Source organism: Candidatus Nomurabacteria bacterium, assembly GCA_023898665.1.
GTDB lineage: Bacteria > Patescibacteriota > Saccharimonadia > Saccharimonadales > HK-STAS-PATE-42 > HK-STAS-PATE-42.
Genome location: CP060233.1, coordinates 143227 through 166527, shown reverse-complemented (window position 1 = coordinate 166527; position 23301 = coordinate 143227). Strand labels below are relative to the sequence as shown.

The window sequence follows — 23301 nt, the reverse complement described above, 5'->3', positions numbered from 1 at the left end:
CTTTGAGCCAATCAATAAATTTATCCGACTAATTAACTAGTTGCTGTGATGTTAGATAATTAATCTCATTAATGACATCAAGTAAAGCCTGAGCCTTAAGTTTCTCACTACTAATCATTTGAGCTGCTTCGTACGTAGGCTGAATTAAATCCTGATCATCACTAGCACGAAGCATCATCAAATACTTCTCAAACTTTTCTTCTGGAGTAAGCTCAATATGCTGCATCAGAGGTCTAAGTTGCTGCAATGCAGAAATCTTTATCTGCTCGATACTATCGGCGCTACTTCCAGCTGAAGCCGAACCATAATCTTGAGTATGATCAATACTCGCCGGTGGAGTAGAGTACTCAACTTCTTGGTTACTTGAGTCTACTGTTGGAGTGTAGGTTGGCATTGGAGATACGGGCGCAACTGGCGCAACAGGAGGAGCACTCATCACAGGAGCTCCACTCATGACAGGTTCGCCAACTGTCTCAAAATTCATCTCTTGACCAGTAGAATCGTCAGCTGGTTGAGTAGAGCTCTGCGAGCTAGCTTGAACGCTAGCCAAAGCTTTTGCTAAATCATCGTTTACATCAGCTTGCGCTGTAGTTGTTTGCGCTGTAGAATCATCACTTACAGGAGTCATATGCCCACCCTTTTCTTTTTAAACTTAATTTTATATTAAGCTATTTAATCAAAAGTATACATAAGCTCTTTGTCTTTTTTCAAGTGTTATTTATCAAATGAGTAAAAAATTAGTACATACCTCAAAAAAAGATTCTAATAATATCCCAAAGTCGGCACTTCTAGCTGTTTCTGGAGGAGTAGATTCTATTGTTTTATTAGATCTAATTTCTAAATTTTATAGAAGAAACAATCAGGAAAATCAACAACTTCTTAAAATTGAAAACAAAATAATAAATTTTTTAGATGATAACCCAATCAAAAAACTAGAGGCTATATATATCGACCATTCTCAAAGAGAAGATACCGATCAAGATATTCTTCATATTAAAGATCTAACCGAAAAATATAAACTACCACTTAACCTAATTAAGCTTAGTGTTGATAAAGATAGCTCAGAGAACACTCTCAGAGAGCTCAGATATAAAAACTTTAACAAGGTCTTAGAAACTAACAACCTTGACCATATAGTGACTGCCCACCACGCGGATGATGTTCTAGAAACTGCACTAATTAATATCAAAAGAGGCACAAGCCCTAAAGGTCTCACATCCCTCAAGCATCACACATTAGGAGTATGGCGACCTTATTTATATAAAGATCTAGACATCACTAAACAAGATATTTTAAATTACGCAAAAAAGTATAAACTAACCTGGCACGAGGACTCTACCAACCACAATACCAAATATTTGAGAAATCAAATTAGAGAAGATCTTAAATCTATACACGAACAGAAAAAGAAAAAAATTATATCAATTTTAGAAAAGAATCAAACTGACACTAAAAAACTTTCAGAATTAACTAAAAAACTTATTACTAATCTTAATGTAAATAAAGACACATATTCACGAACAGTTTATCTAAATATTAAAGATCAAAAAGTAAGATACGAAATTCTTCACAATATCTTGTCTAAATATGGCTACGAAATCTCAAAAGAGGCAGTAGTAAGATCAGATCAATTTTTGAAAGAGAAAGATCCAAAAAAGGTTTTACAGCTCCGAGGGTGTAGCTTAATAATTGATTCAAAAGAAGAATTTAAGATTTCGTCTACTGGGAAGAAAAGTGCTATAATTAGCACTTAACACATTAGAGTGCTTGATAAGAACAATAGAGGATTTTAAATGAAACCAAAAAAACCACAATTACCAATGAGGGGGGGCAAAAGCCCTAAAAGATCAAATCGAATTAGAACATTTCTAACAGTTACTCTTGTAATTTTAGTTGGTCTCGCACTAGTTGGTGGCAATATCAATAAAGACGGACTAAAAAAAGAAGATGAGATCCCGTTTAGCACCCTTGTAGATGACGTAAACAACAATCGGGTTTCTAAAATAAAAGAAGATGGTCAAAAACTCTTAATAACTCAAAAAAATGAAGACAAGCCAAGCAAATTTGCAATACTTCCCACTGGAGCTAGTGCCAAAGAGCAAGGACTGGATATAAGCAAGGTCGAATATACTGCCAAGAATCAGTCGAATAGTAATTCAACAGCAATAGACTTAATAATAAACATTGCCCTACCAGTTCTTATTTTTGTAGGATTCTTCTACTTTATCGCTCGTCAAGCAGGTAACCAGGGCAATCAGGCGGCCATGTTCGGTAAAAGCAAGGCCAAACTGTATGGAGCAGACAAAAAGAAAGTTAAGTTTGATGATATTGCCGGAAACGATAACGCTAAGCAGGATCTATCAGAAGTTGTTGAGTTCCTTAAGTTCCCAAAAAGGTTCAAACAACTTGGCGCTAAAATCCCTAAAGGAGTTTTATTGGTGGGAGACCCAGGTACTGGTAAAACCATGCTCGCTAAAGCAGTCGCTGGCGAAGCTGATGTCCCATTCTTTTCAATTTCAGGCTCAGAGTTTGTTGAAATGTTCGTAGGTGTTGGTGCAAGCCGCGTTAGAGATCTCTTTGCCAAAGCCAAAAAGAATGCACCATGTATTATCTTTATCGACGAAATTGATGCCGTAGGACGACGTCGTGGCTCAGGTACTGGAGGAGGTCACGACGAACGTGAACAGACCCTCAACCAAATCTTAGTAGAAATGGATGGCTTTGAAGGAGGCGAAAATGTCATCGTACTTGCCGCAACCAACAGAGCCGATGTGCTTGACCCAGCACTCCTAAGGCCAGGACGTTTTGATAGAAGAGTCCACATCCCATTGCCAGAAAGACCAGATCGTCAAGCCATCTTAAACGTCCACTTTGAGGGCAAACCTCTAGACTCAAATGTCGATCTAGCAGCACTAAGCAAAAAAACTGCCGGTATGAGCGGAGCAGACCTCGCCAACCTCGCTAATGAATCTGCAATAATTGCCGCAAGAAGAAAATCAAAAACAATTCAAAACAACGACGTAACAGAAGCATTTGAACGTGTTGCCATAGGACCAGAACGCAAGAACTCTCCAATGACCGATAAAGACAAAGAGATCACCGCTTATCACGAAGGTGGCCACGCACTTGTTGGACACGTTCTTCCTAATTCTGATCCTATCCACAAAATTACCATACTACCTAGAGGGGGGGCAGCCGGGATAACCTGGAGCCTTCCTCAAGACGACAAACATCACCAAAGCGCTAAGGACATTAAAGACCTCCTAGCTCAAGCACTTGGCGGAAGAGTCGCTGAAGAAGTTATATACGGAGAAAGCAATATTAATACTGGAGCGAGTAACGATCTAATGAAGGTTACCAGCATAGCCCGAAGCTATGTAGTGGAGTACGGCATGAGTAAAAAGCTAAAGAACCTAGCCTTTAAAGAGGAAGCTCATCCATATGATACTTCCGGGATGATGGCCGGAGGTCACACACAATACTCTGGAAAAACTGCAGAAATAATTGATGAAGAAGTCCAAAAACTAGTTGATGAAGCTACGGAAAGAGCTAGAAAAGTAATTGTTGCAAACCATAAATATCTTGACACCTTAAAGGATGAGCTAATCAAAAAAGAGACCTTAGACGAAGACGAAGTCAATAAAATACTACAAGATGCCAAAGCCCCTAAAGAAGTCCTACTGAACTAAATTCATACTTTTTTCTATGTACTTAGAAAAGGCAAACTACGCTCATCCAGAATGGCCAGTACAAGCAGCTCCACTTTTACTTGACGTCCACGGCGGAATCGGCATCGGAGCAATCGACCCGCCTAGGACCCTCCAATTGCACGATAACAGACTATCACAGCGAAGATTCATGTACTACGCCAATGATACGTCAATACCTGCATCCATCAGAGGCATAACTAGTTATGGCATCACCGTTGACCAGCCTTCAGCAACGTTTGTTAGAGAGGTCTTTATACCGAGAAAACTAAGAGGTGCCGGATTAGGCCGACATCTTATGGAGCTCATCGAGGAAGAATCTAGAAGAGAAGGGAAGATAAAGCTATTTTTAGAATCGCTCCCAGATACAGTAGACTTCTATAGAAAACTCGGCTTCACCCAAAAAGAAAGGTCCGACAATAGAAGGATTATGGAAAAACTCTTTAGCTGATCTCTAAGCCCTTCATCATTATTTTGAAATCTGTCAAAAGTTTAATTCCCTCAGCAGAATTAAAGTCCATGTCACGTACAAACTGATCACCTTCTTTTATGGCATGGGCTAAAACAAAGACATACTTTCCATCATCCCCTCTATAAGAGCATGCCGATCCAGTCTCCGGATTACAGAAGCTAACGCTTAAGTAACCCTTGTTTTCTGAACTGACTTGTATAAAGACTAAAAATGCCGTTTGCCCAGATCTAGTCTGAAAAGACTCAATAGTTCTAGTTGCTTTATAGTTAGGCACACTAAACAAATCGATACTTTCCGACTGAGCAGAAACAGTGGACTCTCCAGACTTTAACCTATTTTGACCAACTAGCTCCCACCCCTCTGGCGTATCAACCGTCAACTGAGTATCTCCCGGAACTGCTGTCAAACCAATTCTATTCAACACAAGACCTGGTTCAGTACTAGCAGTATCAGAATTTTTACTAGACAGACCAGAGAGTCTCTCGCCAATATCTTTAAGATCACCCTGCAAGCTAACTACCTTATCGCCTAACTGAGTATTCTCAGATCTTAACTTTAAACCAGTGGACCTCAAAATTAAAAAAGCAAGACTAACTAACAATAATAACGAAGTAAGAAAAGCAATTATACATACCAAAATTAACTCTCTTTTGGTTAACTTGTTTCTAGGCTTAACAAATGACTTCATAAAAAATAATATCTTGCTTAAGTTTAACACTGTTCTTAGAAAAAAGCTTTTACAATAAACTTTTACTAATAAATATCCCAGAAGCAGAAACTCTTAGGATCATCCCTATCCACATAAAGCCAAACTCAGCCGGAATATCTACGGCAGAACCAAACAGGACAGTAAAAAGATTCGAGACTAGCACTCTGCTTGCTTAAACGCCAATTATATCTGTATAATAAACAGGTATCATGACACCCCGTCAAGAGCAAATTCTTACCAGTATTGTAGAACAATATGCGGAGATAGCATCCCCTGTAGGATCAATTACCCTTGCCAAACTTTTTGGCGTATCCCCGGCAACTATTCGAGCCGATATGGCCGAACTCGAAGACCTCGGCTACCTAACTCAGACCCACACCTCTTCAGGTAGAATACCAACTGACAAAGGATATAGATTTTACGTCAATACAGTTCAAGGCGAAGAAGGGGACAATATCCAGAAACAGCTAGGTCCTCACACAAAGAGAGCTCTAGAAGGGAGGATCCATTCTAAAAGCCTACCAGAAACTACCATTAAAAACGCCGTTGATACACTCGTTGAACTAACCCAAAACTTAGGTTTAGCAACTATTGGTGACAATCTGTACTTAAGTGGTCTCTCCAATCTCTTCGCTCAACCAGAATTTGCCCGTGGGGAAGGAGTGCGGGAAGTGGCCAAACTTCTAGATAACCTAGAACCCTGGATGCGTGAAGCCGCACCCGGCGAGCCACTTAGTGTCTATATCGGCTCCGAAAACCCCATTGGAGGAGCGAGTGGATGCAGTCTGATAATATCTAAATTTAACAGCCCTTATTCTAAAAACAGCTATATTGGAGTTCTTGGCCCAACTCGACAAAGCTACGCTCAAGTAATGAGGCTCGTCAAAACCACTGGCGAACTACTAGAAAGAGCCCTCTAGAAAAAACATACATCATACCCTAGACTTATAAAAAGCCTATGTTTAAAAAAATCTCTAACCTGAGACCCAAAAGAAAACTAGTCCAAAAGTCACAGACTGAGGTCACCAAAAAAGACCAACTCCAAATTGAACAAGACAGCAAACAAGAGTTAAACTGGCATAAACAAACTCCACGTTACCAAACCAATCAAGACATTCAAGTCGCTTTCCAAAAAAGAGAACTAGTAAAGATAGGAGAGACAAAAGACTATAGACCAATTACTAGACTCCTAAACCCTGATACAGACCTACAATATCCACCCTACTTAAGACCTGAGGCAAAAAAGGTTCTCGATGAACTCGCTTCGATTTGGCGTTCCAAAGTAAGAAGCAAGTATAAAAACGGGTATTCGAACGTACTATTGCCACTAACTTTTTTGGTGTGCTCCGAAGACTATAAGAAAGAGTTATTAAAAACTCCAGGCAAGATCTTGAACTCAGAAGGCACCCATGCAACCGGCTATACCTTCGATATTGATGCAAGCTCCTACTACATAAAAGAGGGCGACAACTTTTTTTCAGTAGCTGATCCAAGAAGAAACCCCGATATTATCCAACAAAATACCGAAAATCTAATCAAAATTGGCGGAAGCAAAATGCATACCCTTAGGACATCGAAGCCTTACAACAAACAACTTACCGATCTACTTGTAGAAACTGCCCAAGAGCTACACGCAAGCGGGAAGGCGAATGTCATCTTAGAGTACGCCGGCAGTCAAAACCAATGCCTACATATTTGCGTAAAACCTTAAACTAAACTTAATAGCTCAACTTTAGAGTTCGCATTTAGATTTATATTAACTAACGACTTCTCAACTTTTTCAGCCAGACTAGACCACCTTAAAGCTTCTTTAGCGTCCTTCTTTGAGGCAAGCTCCAAAACAACCAGCAAACTTTTTAAAAAACTAACCGCTTCATCTCGCTTACCTGCATTCTGATAATTCTTCAGTAGCACTAGTCTATCATAGCTGTTTTGAATTAAAAATTTTTTGGCTAAACTAAGCTCTTCTAAACTTTTTTTTCTAGCAAAATCGTCGCTGACTAACCTTAAAATCTCTGCCGGATTTCCTCCAGCCTGCAAATAGAGCATTTTTGCCTCAGGTTCATTAAGGCCCGCTTCTTTAATTAAATATTCAAGCACCTCTTCTTCGTTTGGTCCATTCAACCTAATGATCTGAGATCTAGATGAAATAGTTGGCAAAAAAGAATCCGGACCACTTGCTAATAACAGAAAATATACCCCTACTGGAGGCTCTTCTAAAATTTTTAAAAAGGTATTTTGTGCTTGTACTCCAAAGGCATGTCTATCACTGACTATTACAAGCCGTCTCTCTCCACTTCTAGATAAAGTACTTAAAGCAGCTGCCAGCTTACGCACCTGCTCAATGCCAACGCCTTTTTTGCCATCTTCTAAACTTAAGAGGTACAGATTACCCTTCTGCTTGTCTAAAAATATATCAGCAAGCAACTCTTCTTCATTCCTACTAAAACCACCTTGACGCACGACTAAAGTCCCCTGAGCAGGAGTATTAAAAAAACCCTCTAGCAGCCTCTTGTCCCGCTCTCCAAACAACATCATACCTCTAATTCTATCACCCAAAGCTAAACGTCCGAACTCTAAAGTTAAGTCAAACAAGATGTCTTCTGAGGTCTTAATGCGTGCGAAGCTCTGTAAGGACCTGATTCTTTTTGCCACCTTTCCTCGTCAAGGAGAGGGTGATGGAAGTACTAATTCAAATCAGGTAATTTAAGGTTAAGTTCAACAAGCTTATCCAAAAAGTAAGAGGGAATAGGAGCACTAAACACTCGCCATTCCTTATCACTAGTCTGGATAGTCAAACTATTCGCATGCAGCATCAACTCCTGACCGTCCTTAAAAACTTCATTATAAAAAGGATCACCTAAGATCGGCCAGCCATTAGCCCACATATGTACCCTAAGTTGATGAGTCCGTCCAGTTTTTGGAGAGAGTAATACCAGACTCTCTTTTCCATTTGTACTCAAAACCTCAACATCTGTCTTAGCCTCCCGTCCACTCTCCGTCACATAGAAAGTAGTTAGCTTTTTAGGGTTTCTGCCAATTGGCATGTCAATTCTAAACTTCTTCTGATCTGGCACACCTTCGATAATAGCCAAGTACTTTTTGTGTACATTCCTATCACTAAATTGCCTCATCAGCCAGCTTTTAGACTCCGGATTCTTAGCCAAGATCATCACCCCACTTGTAGCTCTATCCAAACGATGAACAATCCCACTTCTCTGAACATTAAGATCAGTGGTCTTGGGCTGTAACCAGTCCGCCACATTAACTTCACCACTAATCGGACCCTTGGCGTGAGAGAGCATACCGGCCGGTTTACTGATAACGATCTCATCATCGCTCTCATACAAAATCCTTAGATCTTCATCCGCAACTGGATCTTGATAATATACCTCAACCACATCTCCATTCGTCAACTTTAGAGCCTTAGATTTTACAACTTCGCCATTTAATTTAACCCTCCCCTGAGATATTAGCTTCCCAACAGAAGACCGACTAAACTTACCATCACAATTTTGAGCTACAAAAGTATCCACCCTTTCAAAAGTAGGTTCTTCACCTTCAATATTTTTTTTGATTATCTTCATGATTCTATACTTAATTATAGCTTTTTTGACCTTGAAATAACAGCGAAAAGTAGGTAGAATATAAAGGCATACGGGCCAGTAGCTCAGCTGGTTAGAGCGTCTGCCTCTTAAGCAGAATGTCGCGGGTTCGAGTCCCGCCTGGCCCTCCAAAAGTATTTATCAGATCAAAATTGGTTCGCACCTAACACCTTTCAATTACTGAAGGTGTTTTTGTATCTGTTAGTCTAGTTAGAGTCTCGTTTGCCCTAATCAATCTACCTCTTTTTTGGTATGATAATACTATGTTTGATCAAGATACCTACATTGTTTTGGAGCTTCCCGAGCCAATAGCGAGCACAATACGTAAAGTTAGAGCTGAGCAGGGGGATAATTTTCAAGCATCTATGCCTACCGAGATAACTATTGTTGGTTCAAGCGGCGTTGGTTGCATTGCCCAAGACCAGGACCCAGACGAATTATTTAAAACAATCGACGAAATAGCAGCTAGCACGCCACCAATAACCGTCTCTTTTGATAAAGTGCATAGGTTCCCAGGCACAGACATAGTTGTTATGAAATTAAAAGATGAGACATCAGTACGATCATTGCATCAAAGATTTGTTGAATCGGGAATAAAGTTCCAGGATAGCAACTTCGCATACATGCCACATTGCACACTGAGAAGTAAGTCACCATTAGCAGATCAAGAGATGGAAGAATTATCTAAGCTAAAGATCGAAGGTGATTTTGCTCTGCATACATTATCGGTTTTTACCATGCCGCCTCCTGGGAAGTTAATTTACACTGCTAAGCTCTAGTTCAATAAGTAATACAATGGTCCTCCAATTTGAATATCGGATACGTTTTCTGCGACGCGAATGCTTCTCAATCTGAGGAGCATTTTCAATCTGTTAAAAAGTTCTAGTCTCGCATGCTCTAAGTGATTCACTTCTGTTTTGGTATCATGTGTTTATGGCAGAATTTGATATTGTTCTCGATGTGGTAGATGAAAGAAGTGTGAGGCTACGTCACGAACATGCTAATGCTCTGCTCACTTTTTCTTTGGATGGTGAAAGAATGTCGGTATCGAGTGTTTTTGTAAGCAGTGTTATACGCAGGAATGGCATTGGCCAGGCTGTGCTTCAAAAAGCAAGGGAAGTGGCCGTGGAGAGAAGAATTCAACGCATAACTGCTTCCATCATAAGTAGAGAAAGCCTCGATTTATTTACAAAGGTCTTCGGAGAAGCATCTATAAAAACTGAACACGTTGGACTATATGAAATGGACATCACGGAGGTCTCAGGCATGGAACAGTATACAAATGCAAGATTAGATTTTATATTACATGGTGAAGCGACTCGGAGTGCCGAGTCTCAGTCGCTATAATGTAGACGATGGCCCTCCAATATGCTTATGTTTAAAAGACGCGAAAGCGTCTTTTTGTTATAATCTCGTACATGAGCGAATATACAATCAAGCTCACAAACGATGAGTTAAGGATTCTTTGCAATTGTCTCCTAAATATAGATAACGAACTTGATGATAATGAGTTCAATGCACTTATTGGAGCCGAAAGAGAAGAGGTTAGGGAGCTTTTTGAGAAGCTGAGGGCATTACATAAGCCTGAGGAATCTTAGTTGCAACTAGCTCCACAATGGCCCTCCACCTAACGTAAACGGCGTAAGACCCGGGAGGGTCTTTTGTTATTATTAAATGATGAACAAAAGCAACATAAAATCTCAAATAGTTAGTTTCTGCCAAAATGATGAGAGCAAGATTACGATTGCTCAACTCCCAAACATCCCCTTAACCGGTTGGCTACTAGTCGAACTCTTTTCATTATTTATAAAAGATATTCAACTTAAGAATAATATTCAAGATCTTGCCACAGCTCTCCTATTTACATGGGCGTACCTTGAGCTCACACGAGGCTCAAGCAATTTTAGAAAAACCCTTGGTGGAGTAGCTATGATATTAATTGTAATCAGTTTTTTTAGATAACATTAATATGCCAAAACAACAAGAAATAACACCTCGCTTTACTACTAAACAACTAACCTTTAAGGACATTAGCCTGGGGGCTTTAGTTTACGCTTCAGTATTAGGATTCTTTAATGACTACACAAATATCGTCGTGGCCAAAAGCTTTTCAACCATCTTTTTAGGGTCACTTGTTTTAAGTATCTTAACTTTTTTAGTGCTTAAAATTAAAAAGAGATTAATAAAAGATTTAAAGAAGTCAGAAGATATTAAGGTAAAACTTTTTTACGGTTTTATCACTTGGTTTGTTATGTTTAGCTCTAAGTTTGTTTTCGTTGGACTGATTGATTTAATCTTTGGCAACAATCTTAATATCCATGGCTTTTTTGGCATCCTAGCAGTAGTACTAATTGCAACTGTTCTACAAAAGTCACTTGAATTCGCTTTTGCAAAACTAGATTGATAAGATTGCACTATGAATAAAGATAAAAGAGCCGCATCAGTTGATGAATATCTAAAGTATTTAGATAATGAAGAAAGAAATGAGCTCCAAAGACTGCGCGAGATCGTTAGAAAAGAAGTGCCAGAAGCAGAAGAATCAATATCTTATGGCATGCCGGCATTTAAATATAAGGGTAAGCCACTGATCTACTTTGGAGCTTTTAAAGATCACTTAAGCATCTTCCCAACTCCAGGTCCAATAGAAAATTTAAAAGAAATATTAAAGCCCTACGAATCAGGCAAAGGCACCCTAAAGTATAAACTTAACGAGCCATTTCCAGAACAACTCCTAAAAGAAATCCTTCAGACAAGATTAAGTCAGCTCAGATAGCCTCATGTATACTCTTTATGCTAATCTTATCTTAGATGAGCAGCCCAGTTGTACTAGATATTAATAACGTCACTAAGTTTTTTGGCAAGCAAAAAGCATTAGAGGATGTCTCTTTAAAAATTAGTAAGGGTGAGATCTTCGGTTTCTTAGGCCCAAACGGTGCTGGCAAGTCAACAACTATCCGCTGTATAACGGACACAATTCGTCCAAACAAGGGGAGTGTAACCATTTTTGGTAAAGACGCGAATAAAGAAGCCTCCAGCACAGAACTCAAAAATCTAATCGGCTATGTGCCAGCAGAACCAAATCTATACCCAAACTGGACCGTCGATCGGCACATCAAATTTGCAGAACATATATTTAAAGTTGATTCCAAAAGGTCTACAGAACTAAAGAAATTACTTTCAATTGATGGAGACAGAAAAGTTGGCGCACTTTCAACTGGCAATCATCAAAAACTGGCAATAATACTTGCCCTAATCCACAATCCAATGCTACTTATTCTAGATGAGCCCACAAGAGGACTAGACCCACTCTTTAGATCAACTCTTCATCAACTTCTGCGTGACTATCAAGCCCGGGGAGGGACGATTCTACTTTCTTCTCATGATTTATACGAAGTCGAAGAGCTATGCAGTAAAGTCGCAATCATAAAAGATGGAAAAATTATCGACGACACCGACCTTTCAAAACTTAAAAAAGTGGGCTCTCACTCAATTAAAGTAACCTTCAAAAAGTCAGTGCCCAAAGAATTAAACAGTTTACATATAGAGGATTTAACCACTACCATAAATAGTGCTAGTTTTTTACTCAGAGGAGATCTAAACAAACTCTTAGAAATTCTTGTTAAATACAACGTCCAACAGCTCAGTATCTCTAGCCCAACTTTAGAAGATATTTTTAAGGAGATATACTCATGAGACTAAACCTACAACTTCTAAAAGAATCTATCAAAGATCACCGCGTGCGCTGGGCAACTTTCTGCTTAATTGGTTTTGGATTTCTTGTTCTTTATATTGCCACCTTTCCAGCTATCCAAAAATCTTCAGCTGATTACGATAAGTTGATAAGTACCTTACCTAAAGGCGTTATATCGGCCTTTAATATAACCACCGGACCACAGACCTTAATAGGCTATCTGGCTTCAAAGCACTTTGGCTTTACTTGGCCATTAATGCTAATAATGCTGGCAGTATCTTATAGCAGTTACGCCATCGCCCAAGGAGTTCAAGACAAAACTATTACCCATCTTTTAGCTATGCCCATCTCTAGAAAAGAACTGTACCTAACTAGACTAGTATCTGGAACAATTGGAATAATATTTTTCGTAATAATTTCCCAAGTCTTAGTTATCCCGTTAGCGGCCCTCTTTAAGTACAACCTTAGCAATTCAGATGCTGTTATGATTGCAATCTTAGGGCTATTATTTGGATTGGCGGTGTTAGGCCTTGGTATGCTCTCCTCCGCAATAGCAAACGATGCCAGAAAATCTACTGCGGCTATTAGTGGGGTCCTGCTTATATCATACGTCTTATACTTAATAGCAAGTTTAGAGACTAACTTAGATAAACTTAAATACTTCTCAGTCTTCCATTATTTTAACCCAGGAAGAGTAGTTACTACGGGCAGCCTTGAGTCTTCAAGCCTCCTCTTTTTGTTAGGTACATTCATTATAAGTACCCTTATTGGTCTTTTCTATTTTAGAAAAAAAGATATCCCAATATAGGCTACTGAAGTAATATATTATTTTTCTTTTTTCTTATCGAGACGATTCAACTTTAGCCCCATAACTACGAAGTATATAACTAGACCAGTCGCCAATAGGGTAACTACGGCATTTGCAGCAGACCCCCATGCAATAACAAGCTCTTTGCCACCACGCTCTAAGCCAGTATTCCAAACTTTATTAGCAAGAGTTGACCCACCTAAGATAAATCCAATAACCGGACTTACAAAGCCGTCTACAATAGCTTTAACTGCCGCTCCAGCCGCTGCACCCATAGCAAGGCCTACCGCCAAACCAACCACACCTTGCTCGCGAATAAAATCAACAAAACCAACAGTTAATTTAGTCGCCCTGGCCTCCTTAAGCTTGGTCAATCTAGCCGCTCTCTGCACAGCAGTTTCAGATTTAGTAGTAGTCTTAGACTTAATTCTTCTTGCCATATCGGTGAATCTCCTTATTAAATTCTGTCTTACATGGCGTATTGTAACGCTTTCTCTGTTAAAATAACAGATACATGAAGTTTTTAAAAGGCAGTGAACTAGTAGAATACATCTCCGAAAGGCAGGCTAAACAAATTAGAGGCTTAGTCCAAAGCAAAAGCATCCAACCAAAGCTTGCCATCATCAATACAAACCCAAATCATAAACCTAGCCAAAAATATTTAGAGCTAAAAAAAGCTAGAGGAGAAGAGTTAGGAATAACAGTTGATATACACCAGATTGTTGAGAGTGTAGCAGAAGAGAAGATAAAAGAGCTCGCAAAAAACAAATCAGTGCACGGGATTATCCTGCAACTGCCACTCGAAGACCCAACTTTAACTGACGAGCTGACTAACTTGATTCCACCAGAAAAAGACGTTGACGGTTTAAACAAAAACAGTTTAGTGGAGCCCGCTACAGTCGGGGCAATCTTATGGCTTCTGGCCGGCTACAATATCGATCTAAAAGATAAAGATATCTTAATCATTGGCCAAGGTAAACTAGTTGGCCTACCTTTATTAAAAACCCTAAAAGATCAAAACCTATCAGTTAAGACTCTAGATGAGACAAATTCACCAGAAGAACTAAAAGAATTTATACAGAATTCAGACATAATCATTACAGCTACCGGCTCACCTGGGCTCATAAAATCCGAAATGATAAAAGATAACCAAGTCATCATCGATGCCGGGACTTCAGAAGATGGGGGAGTCTTAAAAGGAGATCTAGATCCAGAAGTATATAATTCCAAATTAGACATAAAAATAACTCCAAGTATTGGCGGAGTTGGACCTCTAACCATAAGCTATCTATACGAGAACCTCTTGCATCTCATTGACAAAAACAGCTAGAGTATGATACAATACTCGGCATATGGAAGAAGTTAAGTCACAAAAACCAATTTCATGTCAGGAGGCAATGCTATTAGCGTTTAGCAAATTATCAACTCCGGTTATAATTGGCTCTAGTAAGCTTGAATCAATTACTAAGGGTGAGTCAAGAACTGCCCAAGAGTTAGCAAAAGCTGCCGACTGTGAGGGGTGTATTGGCTGTAACCTTAAAAAACCAGGTCAAATGGAGCCGATGACTGAAGCCTATAACACAGCAGTATCATCAGGGGAGCTTGAACAACAGAAAGAAAAGTTAGCATCTAGACTACCCGAGGAAAAAGTAGTTATAGACAACCCAGAAATAGCCGCTTAAACTTGACTTATAAGCCCATCAACAGGTACAATCCACCCCATGATTGGAGAGCAGAGGCAATCGCCACCACCTCCAGAAAGTGGAGATTTAGTCGAGCCCACTAATCCATCCTGTGCAAAGTCCTTTGAGACTGCATTTGATACTGAAGATCCGGATACTATTAATGATAGGCTACAAAAAGCCAGTGATGCAGCTATACTTACAAACCCATTATCGGACTGCAGAAACTGCCTTGAGCCTGACGGGCTACTAAGATGCCCTCTAAAATTTAGAGAAGATATATTAAGTTTAGAAGAGGTATCAGTTTCAATAACCAAAACTACAGTAAAGGCCATAACTGTTGCCGACATCACCATGCTCCAACTTCCAGAAATGTCAGCCGTGAAAGAAAGACTACTTAGAAGACTTAGATATTATGGAGTAACCCTAATACATGTTGCGGATGAAATACTACGTGAAGGCTTTGACGAAATCGGTTTTGCCCAACCAGAAGAACCAATCACCGAAACCCTAGAGTCTGTTATACCACAAGAAGAACTTACATTAAAAATAGAAGAGGTGCCAGACCCTAGACCTGCCGAAGGCAAAGAGATAGATATTCTTAATGAGTCAAAAGAGACAAGACCACGATGTGCTCGGACTCTCAGTAAATTCTTAGTTTTAAGATATGAGGCAGAGAAGGCATGGAAGAAAAGAAATAACGGTAAACATCCAGATGAGATAAAGCCGTTCAAACATCAACCCACGCTCGAGCTATATAATACTGCTTTATTTGAGGCAGAAGATGCCGAACCTGAAGAAGACTGTATAACATGTCTCCAAGAATACTGCCCAATAAAAAACAAAGCAAGTGGAGGAGAGTTCTATGAAGTTTCTATACAAAAAGTTGAAATATCTGGCACTAAAGTACGAACGAGAACTAGGTATATAAACAGGCTAGATGGACTACCGCCAGAGAAGATGGCCGGACCACCTGACCCGCAACTAGTTAGAATCCTAATGGATGAGCAGATGAGGGGACTAATAGGAAATCTAGAGGCCTAAACAGCACCTTGAGCAGTTAACTCTCCAGGGAGTTCAACTCTTGCAAATACTGGACCTTGAGGCGGATTTAGGACACTGCCACCAAACACAGAGTTAATCATCTCTGCAGTTTGAGGCATAAATGGAGCCAATAAAGCAGATACTTCTCGTAAATCTGCAACGCAGGTTAATAGAATCTCTCTAACATGCTCTTTATTAGATTCATCCTTAGCAAGCATCCATGGCTTAGTCTGCTCTAAATATTTATTAACCCCATCAACTATCCCAAAAACCCATTCTAATGCCTTATCAAAGCGGTAATCGCTCAAAGCTTCGTGATACACAGTATGATCGTGTCTAGATCCCGGAACTTTATCTCCAATCTCTCCATTCAAATACTTGCCAATCATCATCGACGTCCTTTGGATGACATTGCCTAGACCATTAATAAGATCATTGTTATAAACATTTAACATCTTTTGCCAGGTAAAATCTCCGTCACTATAACTAGGTATAGAAGAGAGCAAGAAGTACCTTGCCCCGTCAGTCCCAAATAACTTTGCCAGATATAGAGGATCCACACTATTGCCTAAAGATTTACTCATCTTTTTGCCGTTCACACTAACGTAACCGTGTACAAAAAGATTTTTAGGAAGTGGCAAACCAAGGCCCATTAATATCGCCGGCCATATCGCCGCATGTTGCCTTAAAACTCCTTTACCCAAAACCTGCAAATCAGCTGGCCAAAACTTTTTAAAATCTTCATGCTCTGGGTAACCAATTAGAGTAATGTAGTTAAGAAGTGCCTCAAACCAGATATAAATAGTATGCTCAGGGTCATCAGGAACCTCAACACCCCAAGCAAGCTTTGACTTTGGCCTAGAGACACTCAAATCATCCAACCCCGATTTAATTAAGCTTAAGATCTCATTCTTTTTAGAATCAGGAACTACCCTCATTTCTTCTGAGTTAATCGCCTCAGTAATTCTTTCGCCAAAGTCGCTCAATTTAAAGAAGTAATTTTCTTCTTCTCTCATTTCGTACTTTCGGTTATGATCCGGGCAAACACCATTGTTCTCTTTAAAGTCAGTCTCTGTCTTAAACTCCTCACACCCCACACAGTAGTAACCAATATATTTAGACTTAAAAATATAAGGCTTTAATTTAGTCCAAGCAATCTGAACTCGCGCATGGTGAGCCTCATCACTAGTCCTTATAAATCTATCGGCAGAAATATTGTAAGCTTTATGTACAGCAAGAACATTCGGAAGCATTGAATCGACATATTGTTGAGGAGTAATCCCAGATTTTTGGGCAACCTCAAAATTCTTCTCTCCATTTTCATCTGTTCCGGCGCTAAATAAGACTTCATCGCCTTTTGATCTGTAATATCTAGCAAGGGTATCAGCCTCAGCAAATTCTTGAGCATGGCCCAAGTGAAGATCCCCATTTACGTAGGGGATTGTTGTCGTTATATAAAATTTTGTCATTTGTAGTTTTAAGTTATCAAGTTGGTTATTTAGTTTATTATAAAATTCAGCAGATTTGGACTGCCTATAGAGAATTATCTAAAAGCAGCCCGATAGCATTATCTCATTTAAACTAAATGCACTTGTCATATAAAATCTATTATAACACCGTAATAAATTTATAAAAAAAGAGCTCATATTAGAGCTCTTTTTGATTAACACTTTTTATCTTAATATTACTGAGCAGTAGATCCACCACCTAGACCTTGCAACATAGCCGGGTTAATCCCTAAGCCCTCAAGTAAAGTCAAAATATTCACCGTATCGCTTGGAGCCTCTAGCTTTACCGCAGGTTCTTTAGCGTCCATAGTCATCTTCATCCCCATATTCTTCTGACCATCTTTTGTAAAGTTATCGCCAGTCGCTTCAAGCTTAACAAGCTCTTTCTTACCTCGATCAACCCAAACAGTTAGTTTACCGTTCTTTAGTTCTGATCCATCATCAGAGCTATTATCATTACCATCTGATGATAAACCGCAGTCATCAATAGCTTTCTTAGCTACATCAGACTTAGAAAGTTCTGTAGCAAACTCATTAAACTTATTTTGATCTAAGCCTACCTCAACTTTTAGGAGCTCCTTATCGCCAACTTTCTCTTCAACAGCATTCTTAGCTATTATAAATCTGTGCTTTTTATAAAGTTTATCAACAGAGCCACCTAGCTCATCGTTATCAAGTGCCGCATAAAGTGCATTCGTACATTTATCAAGGGCGCTTTCTTCAGATTCCTTGCCAGTCAACTTCTCTATGTCTTTAGGCTTTATCTCAATCCATTTTTTATCAAGAGATGAAAGCTGGGTAGCCATTTCAGCAGGCAGACCAGAAGCCTGCAAGGCAGAAGAAGACAAGAGAGCAGGGATATCCTCAATCTTTACATAAAGATTACCATTTTCATTAGACTGTATAGATCCTCTTAGTGTAATTATTGAGGCATTAATAGTTAGGTCAATTTGGGTAGTTTTACCAGACATCTGTACATTTGCACCCAGGTCAACATTCTTAACTCCCATCAAAGCCTCTTCCATATCAAGAGAGATTTTTGTATCAAAGTTCTTATCCTCACCATCTAGTAGGTAGTTACCGAGTGCCGTAGCCACAACATTCTCTGGTTTGTTATAAATACTCCTAACTACTAAAGCAGCCGTCACACCTCCCAAGACTAAAACTACCCCAACGACTATGGCAATAATTTTAAGCTTCTTCTTTTTTGAACTTTTAGTACTATTATCCTCAGATTTAGTCATTTCTTCTGGAGCCATAATGTCAATCTAACCTCAATAAATTTAACTATAAGCTTAATCATACCACTACCCGTCAATATATGAGAGCGCTGTCTCTGTTATACTAATATCAAATGACTACATATTTTTTAGATAGATTCTCAGAAGAACTGAAAGTTAATCTACAGAAGCTACTTAAAACTCCACATAATTTTGAGGTCATCCCAGCTCACCCAAAAACTGGGGCTCACATTGCCGTCCCACTTTTTTCCGTCGCCAAAGAACTAAGCTTAAATCCAAACGAGCTTGCACAAAAGCTTTCACAAGAAGTTAATATCAGCGAGATAAAAAAACTAGAACCGGCAGGAGGCTTCCTAAACATTTGGCTCGACCCAAGATTGCTTGCAGAAAACTTAAGTTTAGATCTCAAAGAAAACCAACTTTACGGATCTAACGATTCTGGTTCTGGAGAGCTGGCCATAGTAGATTACGTTGGGCTTAACATGGCTAAACCATTTAGCATTGGACATCTAAGGCCGACCCTACAGGGCCAAGCAATAATAAACCTACTTAAGCTTAGTGGATATCAAACGGTTGGAGATACGCATATTGGTGATAGCGGTACACCATTTGGTATTTGGGTTGTTGGCTTCAAGTTATTGAGTTGCGATGAAAAATTAAAAGAAGGAGGAGCGTATGAACTTGGTAGAGTATATGCAGAAACAAAAGCTCTACTTAAAAAAGAGGAAGAAGCCGGAAACACTAAACTAAAAGAGCAGGTAGCAGGCTGGCTGAAAAAGTTAGAAGCAGGGGATCCAGAGGCTCTGATGTACCAGGCTAAGTTCAATGATGTCACAATCGCTCACATGTTCGGAGTTCTAGAAGAACTTGGAGTGCATCCAGATGAGAACCTTGGCGAATCATTCTTCTTAAAAAGAGGAAAACAAATCGTCCAAGAACTAATAAAAGATGGTGTCGCGACAAAGCAATCAGACGGATCCGTCATAGTCAATCTCGAAGAATACGACATAAAAACTCCAATACTGATAGAGAAAAGCGACGGAACGTCTCTCTACGCCACTACTGACATTGCAACAATCGAGCATAGACTCAAAAACTATCCAAAAACTCCAAAGAAGATAATCTACTCGGTAGATATCCAACAAAGATTTCACTTTCAACAAGTCTTCGCTCTAGCAAAAAAACTGGGCTGGCTAGAATCAACCGAACTCTTCCACGCTTGGTTTGGGCAGATTCAAGAAACTAACGAGGACGGCAAAAGAGAAAAGATGAGTTCCCGTAAAGGCGCCATGCATATTAGAGACCTGATTGATCGCGCGCTAGAATATGCCACAAAGACGGTCGAGGACAGGGATCTTAAATTCGAAGACATTCACAAGATTGCTCTCGGAGCAATTAAGTTTAACGACTTCGCCCAAGACAGAAAAACAAATATTTTATTCGATTGGGATCGTATGTTCAGCCTCCAAGGTTTTTCTGGACCATTCGTTCAATATGCAGGAGTAAGAATTAAATCCATCCTACAAAAATTGGCTGAAGACGCAGACAACCAAAAAGAACTTAAATCAGATTACAATTTCGAAGAAGAATCAGAACTTTTACTTAAGCTTAGTAAATATCCAGAACTAGTAAGAACTTCTGCCGAAAAGTACGAGCCCCATCATCTAGCAACCTATGCGTTTGAACTCGCCAAAGAGCTAAATAGATACTACGAAGAAGTTAATATTATGAATTCCGCTCCAGAAGAAAAAGAAGCCCGAGTTTGGCTCCTTAAGTTTACCTATAGTATCCTTGAGTCATCATTAGGAATTCTCGGCATAGAGATCCCGTCTAAGATGTAAGGATATAATCTAAACAGATTGTCCTGACACCAATTCGAGAAATTCTATTACAGCAAGTTCAGGATTTGCGTTTATATAACGAGGTACACTGGGGTCTATAACAGCTGGGACATACAGCCCAGTCTCTTCGCCAAGCTTCGAGATACAAGCAAAAGCCTCGGTCCATGTAGCTGTGGGAGTATCGCCACAAGGGACCCGACAATCAAAGTATACGGCACTAAAAGCCCCATCTGTTAAATAGTCCTGGACCATCTTAGCTCTCACGAGGGTTCCATAGCCAGGACCTACAGCCGCGTGCCTTATATTTTTAGACGAAAAAAGACCCTTGAGGTCCTCAGCATTTACACATAATGAAGTGCGTGCAATCTTTAACATAGCAAACCAAAGTGGTGGGCGAGGAGGGACTTGAACCCTCACGAGATTGCTCTCAACGGATTTTAAGTCCGTCGCGTATACCAATTCCGCCACTCGCCCTAATTTTTAAATGATTTAACCTACAAAGCTTTAAAAAAGCGAGGCATGGTGCGCGGAAGAGGACTTGAACCTCCACGGCCTAAATCGGCCACAGGCCCCTCAAGCCTGCGTGTCTACCAATTCCACCACCCGCGCTAAATAAATTTTTAACTGTTTATATGCAAAACAAAAGAAGATTAATAAATCCATACCCTTTGTATCTAAAAGCTTATTATAACACCGCTGATAAATGAGATAAAGGTCTATCTATCAAATATTACCTTGATTCATTAAGCCGTGTAATTATAGTCTGATTATTTAATATAAGTTTATCTGTCAAGACCGATAGACTAGCTTTATTTGAATTTTCTTTCTTAATCTTCTGAATAGCATTCTCTATCAACTGAAGCTCACTCAATACCACTGATTTAATCTCAGAATCAAGATTATTAGAGATTTTCGCCTGATCGAGCCTAGTGATAAGGTCTTTTTTAGGCTTCGTACTTACAGTTGACTTAACTTTTCTACTCTCCTTACTTAACCCAGAGAAGTAAGTATCCAGATCATTCTTATTCGCTATTAGGATTATTGAAACTTGAGATATATTAGACTTAAGATTCGCACTTTTTACGCTCCTCGAATATCCATCAATTAAATTGACAAGAGCTTGGTGCTGATTACTTAAGTTTTTAACTGATTTAGCAGTAGGATCTTCACCACCTCCTCCTCCAAAAAAAATCATGAACAACAATATCAAGATAATAATGACACCCCCAATCATAACAATTGGCTTCTTAACAAAGGCACTTAAATCAAAACTACTCATCAATAAAATAATACCAAATAAAAGCTTTTTAAATCATTACATGTACACTTATGCAACTTTCTTCTTTAAGTCTTTTCCACATTAATTATCACTTATACACATCTTTAACAGAGTAGAGAATACTGATGTGCATAAGTCTTAACAAAAACTTAATAATAGTTAATCTGCTAGAATTAAGCTTAATTATGTCGCCCAAAAAAAGAATAGTACACATGACGCTTAACCTGCTAAGAAGGCTCCTGCCAAGTTGGGTCTTTCAGCTACAGCACTACATAGAGGCCAGAGTTGCTCAAGTTATATACAAAAATCCAAGCAGATCATTGCTGGTAATTGGTATTGTAGGCTCAAAAGGGAAGACCACCACAGCAAACATCTTATGGGGAATACTAAATGACAAAAAAAAACCTGCCGGCTTAATCGGTACGGCGGACATCCAAATAGGTAACAGGAGAGTAAAGAACCATTGGCACAAAACTATGCCTGGACGTTGGCACACCCAAAAGTTACTTTCACAAATGAAAAAAAGTGGATGCAAATATGCCATACTAGAAGTCCCGAGTGAAGCTCAGCAAAACTGGCGCCATATCGGCATCAACTTCGACATCATTATTTTTACAAATGTCACGAACGAGATCTTAGCCGTTCATAAAAACAGCCTAGAACTATTACACAAACACAACAAGAGACTATTATCTATCTTCCACAGGTTAAAGAAAAAGAAAATAAATGGAAGTAAATTCCCAAAGACAATTCTTGCCAATAAAGATTCCGAATTCTATGGAGAATATACAAAATTCAAAGCAGATCAAAAATTCTCCTATTCGGTAAAAGAAGAAAGTGACTTTAAGCCTGCCCATATAGAGTCTGGTATTGAAGACAGCACATTTAAACTTAAAAACACTAGATTTAAGCTTAATATACCCGGCAAAATAAACATATCAAATGCCACAGCAGCTATAGCAACCGCACAGATTATTGGACTAAACCCAAAAACTATTTCAAAAAGATTAGAAAGTTATGGTGGCGTACCTGGGAGAATGAACCTAATAAAGCAGGGACAGCCCTTTACGGTAGTAATCGACTATGCCCACGAGGAAAGCGGCTTACAACAATTAGTAGAGTGGGCTAAAGAATCACTCCCTAAAGGAGGAAAGATAATTAGTCTTATCTGCGGACAAGGAGGGGGCAGAGACATTAAAAAGCGCCCTATCATGGGAGAGATAGCCGCTAGATATTGTGACTCAGTAGTCATTAGTAACGACGACGTATACGACGATGACCCTCAAGATATTATTAATGACATCGTAAAAGGCTGCAAAAAAGTCAGGCCAGAACTAAAAGGAATTTATCAGATCCAAGACAGAAAAGAAGGAATCTCCAAAGCCTTGAGCTTAGCAAAAAAGAATGACATTGTTTTAATAACCGGAAAAGGAACAGACCCAAGTAGCATCATAGCCGGAGTAAAGATCCCCTGGGATGAATACGCAATAGTAAAAGAAGAACTTACTAAACTAGGGTACAGCAAGAAATATTAACAATTCTGGCGGAGAGAACAGGATTCGAACCTGCGATACGTTTGCACGCATACACGCTTTCCAAGCGTGCGCCTTCAACCACTCGGCCACCTCTCCTCTTCTAAAGTATTATATCAGAGCTTACCCCTTGGAAGAGAAGTGATACTTATGTTAGAATTACTAATCAGCTCAACTAATTT

27 protein-coding genes and 4 tRNA genes are annotated in these 23301 nt (G+C 39.4%); 19 read left to right on the top strand and 12 right to left on the bottom strand.

The genetic code is table 11. From position 1 onward, the window contains the following. Positions 1–28 precede the first annotated feature (28 nt). Positions 29–628, bottom strand: coding sequence for a hypothetical protein (locus H6799_00985; protein USN97657.1), 600 nt, complete (start codon positions 626–628; stop codon positions 29–31). Positions 629–725: 97 nt separating this feature from the next. On the opposite strand from H6799_00985, the gene tilS reads away from it, so the two are divergent. The 3 genes from tilS to H6799_00970 all read left to right on the top strand — a co-directional run bounded on the left by tilS (position 726) and on the right by H6799_00970 (position 4158). After that, the gene (gene tilS, locus H6799_00980) at positions 726–1754 is read left to right on the top strand and encodes a tRNA lysidine(34) synthetase TilS (protein ID USN97656.1); all 1029 of its coding nucleotides are present in this window, start codon (positions 726–728) and stop codon (positions 1752–1754) included. 66 nt (positions 1755–1820) lie between these two features. Next, positions 1821–3689 (top strand): ATP-dependent zinc metalloprotease FtsH, encoded by a 1869-nt coding sequence (hflB, locus tag H6799_00975; protein ID USN97841.1) that lies wholly within the window; start codon positions 1821–1823, stop codon positions 3687–3689. 16 nt (positions 3690–3705) lie between these two features. Next, positions 3706–4158, top strand: coding sequence for a GNAT family N-acetyltransferase (locus H6799_00970; protein USN97655.1), 453 nt, complete (start codon positions 3706–3708; stop codon positions 4156–4158). Here H6799_00970 and H6799_00965 read toward each other — a convergent pair. After that, a complete protein-coding gene (locus tag H6799_00965; protein ID USN97654.1) occupies positions 4151–4867 on the bottom strand; it encodes a hypothetical protein in 717 nt (238 codons plus the stop codon). The two genes, H6799_00970 and H6799_00965, sit on opposite strands and share 8 nt — an antisense overlap. A 230-nt stretch (positions 4868–5097) precedes the next feature. Here H6799_00965 and H6799_00960 point away from each other — a divergent pair, with 230 nt between their 5' ends. Next, positions 5098–5808, top strand: a complete 711-nt coding sequence (locus H6799_00960; GenBank protein USN97653.1) for a DeoR family transcriptional regulator — start codon at positions 5098–5100, stop codon at positions 5806–5808. 38 nt (positions 5809–5846) lie between these two features. Continuing rightward, positions 5847–6599, top strand: coding sequence for a hypothetical protein (locus H6799_00955; protein USN97652.1), 753 nt, complete (start codon positions 5847–5849; stop codon positions 6597–6599). On the opposite strand, the gene H6799_00950 is transcribed toward H6799_00955, so the two are convergent. Both H6799_00950 and H6799_00945 read right to left on the bottom strand, forming a co-directional pair. After that, positions 6596–7543, bottom strand: a complete 948-nt coding sequence (locus H6799_00950; GenBank protein USN97651.1) for a hypothetical protein — start codon at positions 7541–7543, stop codon at positions 6596–6598. The two genes, H6799_00955 and H6799_00950, sit on opposite strands and share 4 nt — an antisense overlap. A 32-nt stretch (positions 7544–7575) precedes the next feature. Then, positions 7576–8475, bottom strand: a complete 900-nt coding sequence (locus H6799_00945) for an RluA family pseudouridine synthase (protein ID USN97650.1) — start codon at positions 8473–8475, stop codon at positions 7576–7578. Positions 8476–8547: 72 nt separating this feature from the next. Here H6799_00945 and H6799_00940 point away from each other — a divergent pair. From H6799_00940 to H6799_00900, 9 genes are all read left to right on the top strand, one after another. Continuing rightward, a tRNA-Lys gene (locus tag H6799_00940) sits at positions 8548–8624 on the top strand. A 132-nt stretch (positions 8625–8756) separates the two neighbouring features. After that, on the top strand, positions 8757–9272 hold the full coding sequence (locus tag H6799_00935; GenBank protein USN97649.1) for a 2'-5' RNA ligase family protein: 516 nt from the start codon (positions 8757–8759) through the stop codon (positions 9270–9272). A 148-nt stretch (positions 9273–9420) separates the two neighbouring features. After that, positions 9421–9840: a GNAT family N-acetyltransferase gene (locus H6799_00930; GenBank protein USN97648.1), complete on the top strand. Its 420-nt coding sequence runs from the start codon at positions 9421–9423 to the stop codon at positions 9838–9840. Between the two features lie 71 nt (positions 9841–9911). Then, positions 9912–10091 (top strand): hypothetical protein, encoded by a 180-nt coding sequence (locus tag H6799_00925; protein ID USN97647.1) that lies wholly within the window; start codon positions 9912–9914, stop codon positions 10089–10091. A 76-nt stretch (positions 10092–10167) separates the two neighbouring features. Then, positions 10168–10455 (top strand): hypothetical protein, encoded by a 288-nt coding sequence (locus H6799_00920; protein USN97646.1) that lies wholly within the window; start codon positions 10168–10170, stop codon positions 10453–10455. A 7-nt stretch (positions 10456–10462) separates the two neighbouring features. After that, positions 10463–10897 carry a hypothetical protein gene (locus tag H6799_00915; protein USN97645.1) on the top strand — a complete coding sequence of 145 codons (435 nt, stop codon included), beginning with the start codon at positions 10463–10465 and terminating at the stop codon, positions 10895–10897. A 12-nt stretch (positions 10898–10909) separates the two neighbouring features. Beyond that, positions 10910–11266: a DUF1801 domain-containing protein gene (locus H6799_00910; GenBank protein USN97644.1), complete on the top strand. Its 357-nt coding sequence runs from the start codon at positions 10910–10912 to the stop codon at positions 11264–11266. 35 nt (positions 11267–11301) lie between these two features. Beyond that, positions 11302–12186 (top strand): ABC transporter ATP-binding protein, encoded by an 885-nt coding sequence (locus H6799_00905; protein ID USN97643.1) that lies wholly within the window; start codon positions 11302–11304, stop codon positions 12184–12186. Beyond that, positions 12183–12992, top strand: a complete 810-nt coding sequence (locus tag H6799_00900; protein ID USN97642.1) for an ABC transporter permease subunit — start codon at positions 12183–12185, stop codon at positions 12990–12992. Before H6799_00905 ends, H6799_00900 begins: the two co-directional genes overlap by 4 nt. A gap of 17 nt (positions 12993–13009) precedes the next feature. On the opposite strand, the gene H6799_00895 is transcribed toward H6799_00900, so the two are convergent. Then, a complete protein-coding gene (locus H6799_00895) occupies positions 13010–13432 on the bottom strand; it encodes an MscL family protein (protein USN97641.1) in 423 nt (140 codons plus the stop codon). A 74-nt stretch (positions 13433–13506) separates the two neighbouring features. Here H6799_00895 and H6799_00890 point away from each other — a divergent pair, with 74 nt between their 5' ends. Genes H6799_00890 through H6799_00880 form a run of 3 tightly spaced genes read left to right on the top strand, consistent with a single transcriptional unit; the run spans position 13507 to position 15718 of the window. After that, complete coding sequence (locus tag H6799_00890) at positions 13507–14322, top strand: bifunctional 5,10-methylenetetrahydrofolate dehydrogenase/5,10-methenyltetrahydrofolate cyclohydrolase (GenBank protein USN97640.1); 816 nt, start codon at positions 13507–13509, stop codon at positions 14320–14322. 22 nt (positions 14323–14344) lie between these two features. Next, a complete protein-coding gene (locus H6799_00885) occupies positions 14345–14674 on the top strand; it encodes a hypothetical protein (protein ID USN97639.1) in 330 nt (109 codons plus the stop codon). 39 nt (positions 14675–14713) lie between these two features. Continuing rightward, positions 14714–15718 carry a hypothetical protein gene (locus H6799_00880; GenBank protein USN97638.1) on the top strand — a complete coding sequence of 335 codons (1005 nt, stop codon included), beginning with the start codon at positions 14714–14716 and terminating at the stop codon, positions 15716–15718. Here the strand turns inward: H6799_00880 and H6799_00875 are convergent. Together H6799_00875 and H6799_00870 are read right to left on the bottom strand one after the other, a co-directional pair. Continuing rightward, complete coding sequence (locus H6799_00875; protein USN97637.1) at positions 15715–17187, bottom strand: methionine--tRNA ligase; 1473 nt, start codon at positions 17185–17187, stop codon at positions 15715–15717. The genes H6799_00880 and H6799_00875 overlap by 4 nt on opposite strands. Positions 17188–17402: 215 nt before the next feature. Beyond that, complete coding sequence (locus H6799_00870; protein ID USN97636.1) at positions 17403–18485, bottom strand: hypothetical protein; 1083 nt, start codon at positions 18483–18485, stop codon at positions 17403–17405. A 95-nt stretch (positions 18486–18580) separates the two neighbouring features. Here H6799_00870 and argS point away from each other — a divergent pair, with 95 nt between their 5' ends. Beyond that, positions 18581–20308 carry an arginine--tRNA ligase gene (gene argS / locus H6799_00865; protein USN97635.1) on the top strand — a complete coding sequence of 576 codons (1728 nt, stop codon included), beginning with the start codon at positions 18581–18583 and terminating at the stop codon, positions 20306–20308. A gap of 9 nt (positions 20309–20317) precedes the next feature. Here the strand turns inward: argS and H6799_00860 are convergent, their stop codons facing one another. From H6799_00860 to H6799_00845, 4 genes are all read right to left on the bottom strand, one after another. Next, positions 20318–20683 (bottom strand): hypothetical protein, encoded by a 366-nt coding sequence (locus tag H6799_00860; protein USN97634.1) that lies wholly within the window; start codon positions 20681–20683, stop codon positions 20318–20320. A 12-nt stretch (positions 20684–20695) separates the two neighbouring features. Further along, positions 20696–20782, bottom strand: a tRNA-Leu gene (locus tag H6799_00855). 46 nt (positions 20783–20828) lie between these two features. Continuing rightward, positions 20829–20917 (bottom strand) — tRNA-Leu (locus tag H6799_00850). A gap of 121 nt (positions 20918–21038) precedes the next feature. Next, positions 21039–21587, bottom strand: coding sequence for a hypothetical protein (locus H6799_00845; GenBank protein ID USN97633.1), 549 nt, complete (start codon positions 21585–21587; stop codon positions 21039–21041). A 185-nt stretch (positions 21588–21772) separates the two neighbouring features. Here H6799_00845 and murE point away from each other — a divergent pair, with 185 nt between their 5' ends. Next, a complete protein-coding gene (gene murE, locus H6799_00840; GenBank protein USN97632.1) occupies positions 21773–23122 on the top strand; it encodes a UDP-N-acetylmuramyl-tripeptide synthetase in 1350 nt (449 codons plus the stop codon). Between the two features lie 6 nt (positions 23123–23128). On the opposite strand, the gene H6799_00835 is transcribed toward murE, so the two are convergent. Beyond that, positions 23129–23218: transfer RNA gene (locus H6799_00835), tRNA-Ser, on the bottom strand. Positions 23219–23301 lie beyond the last annotated feature (83 nt).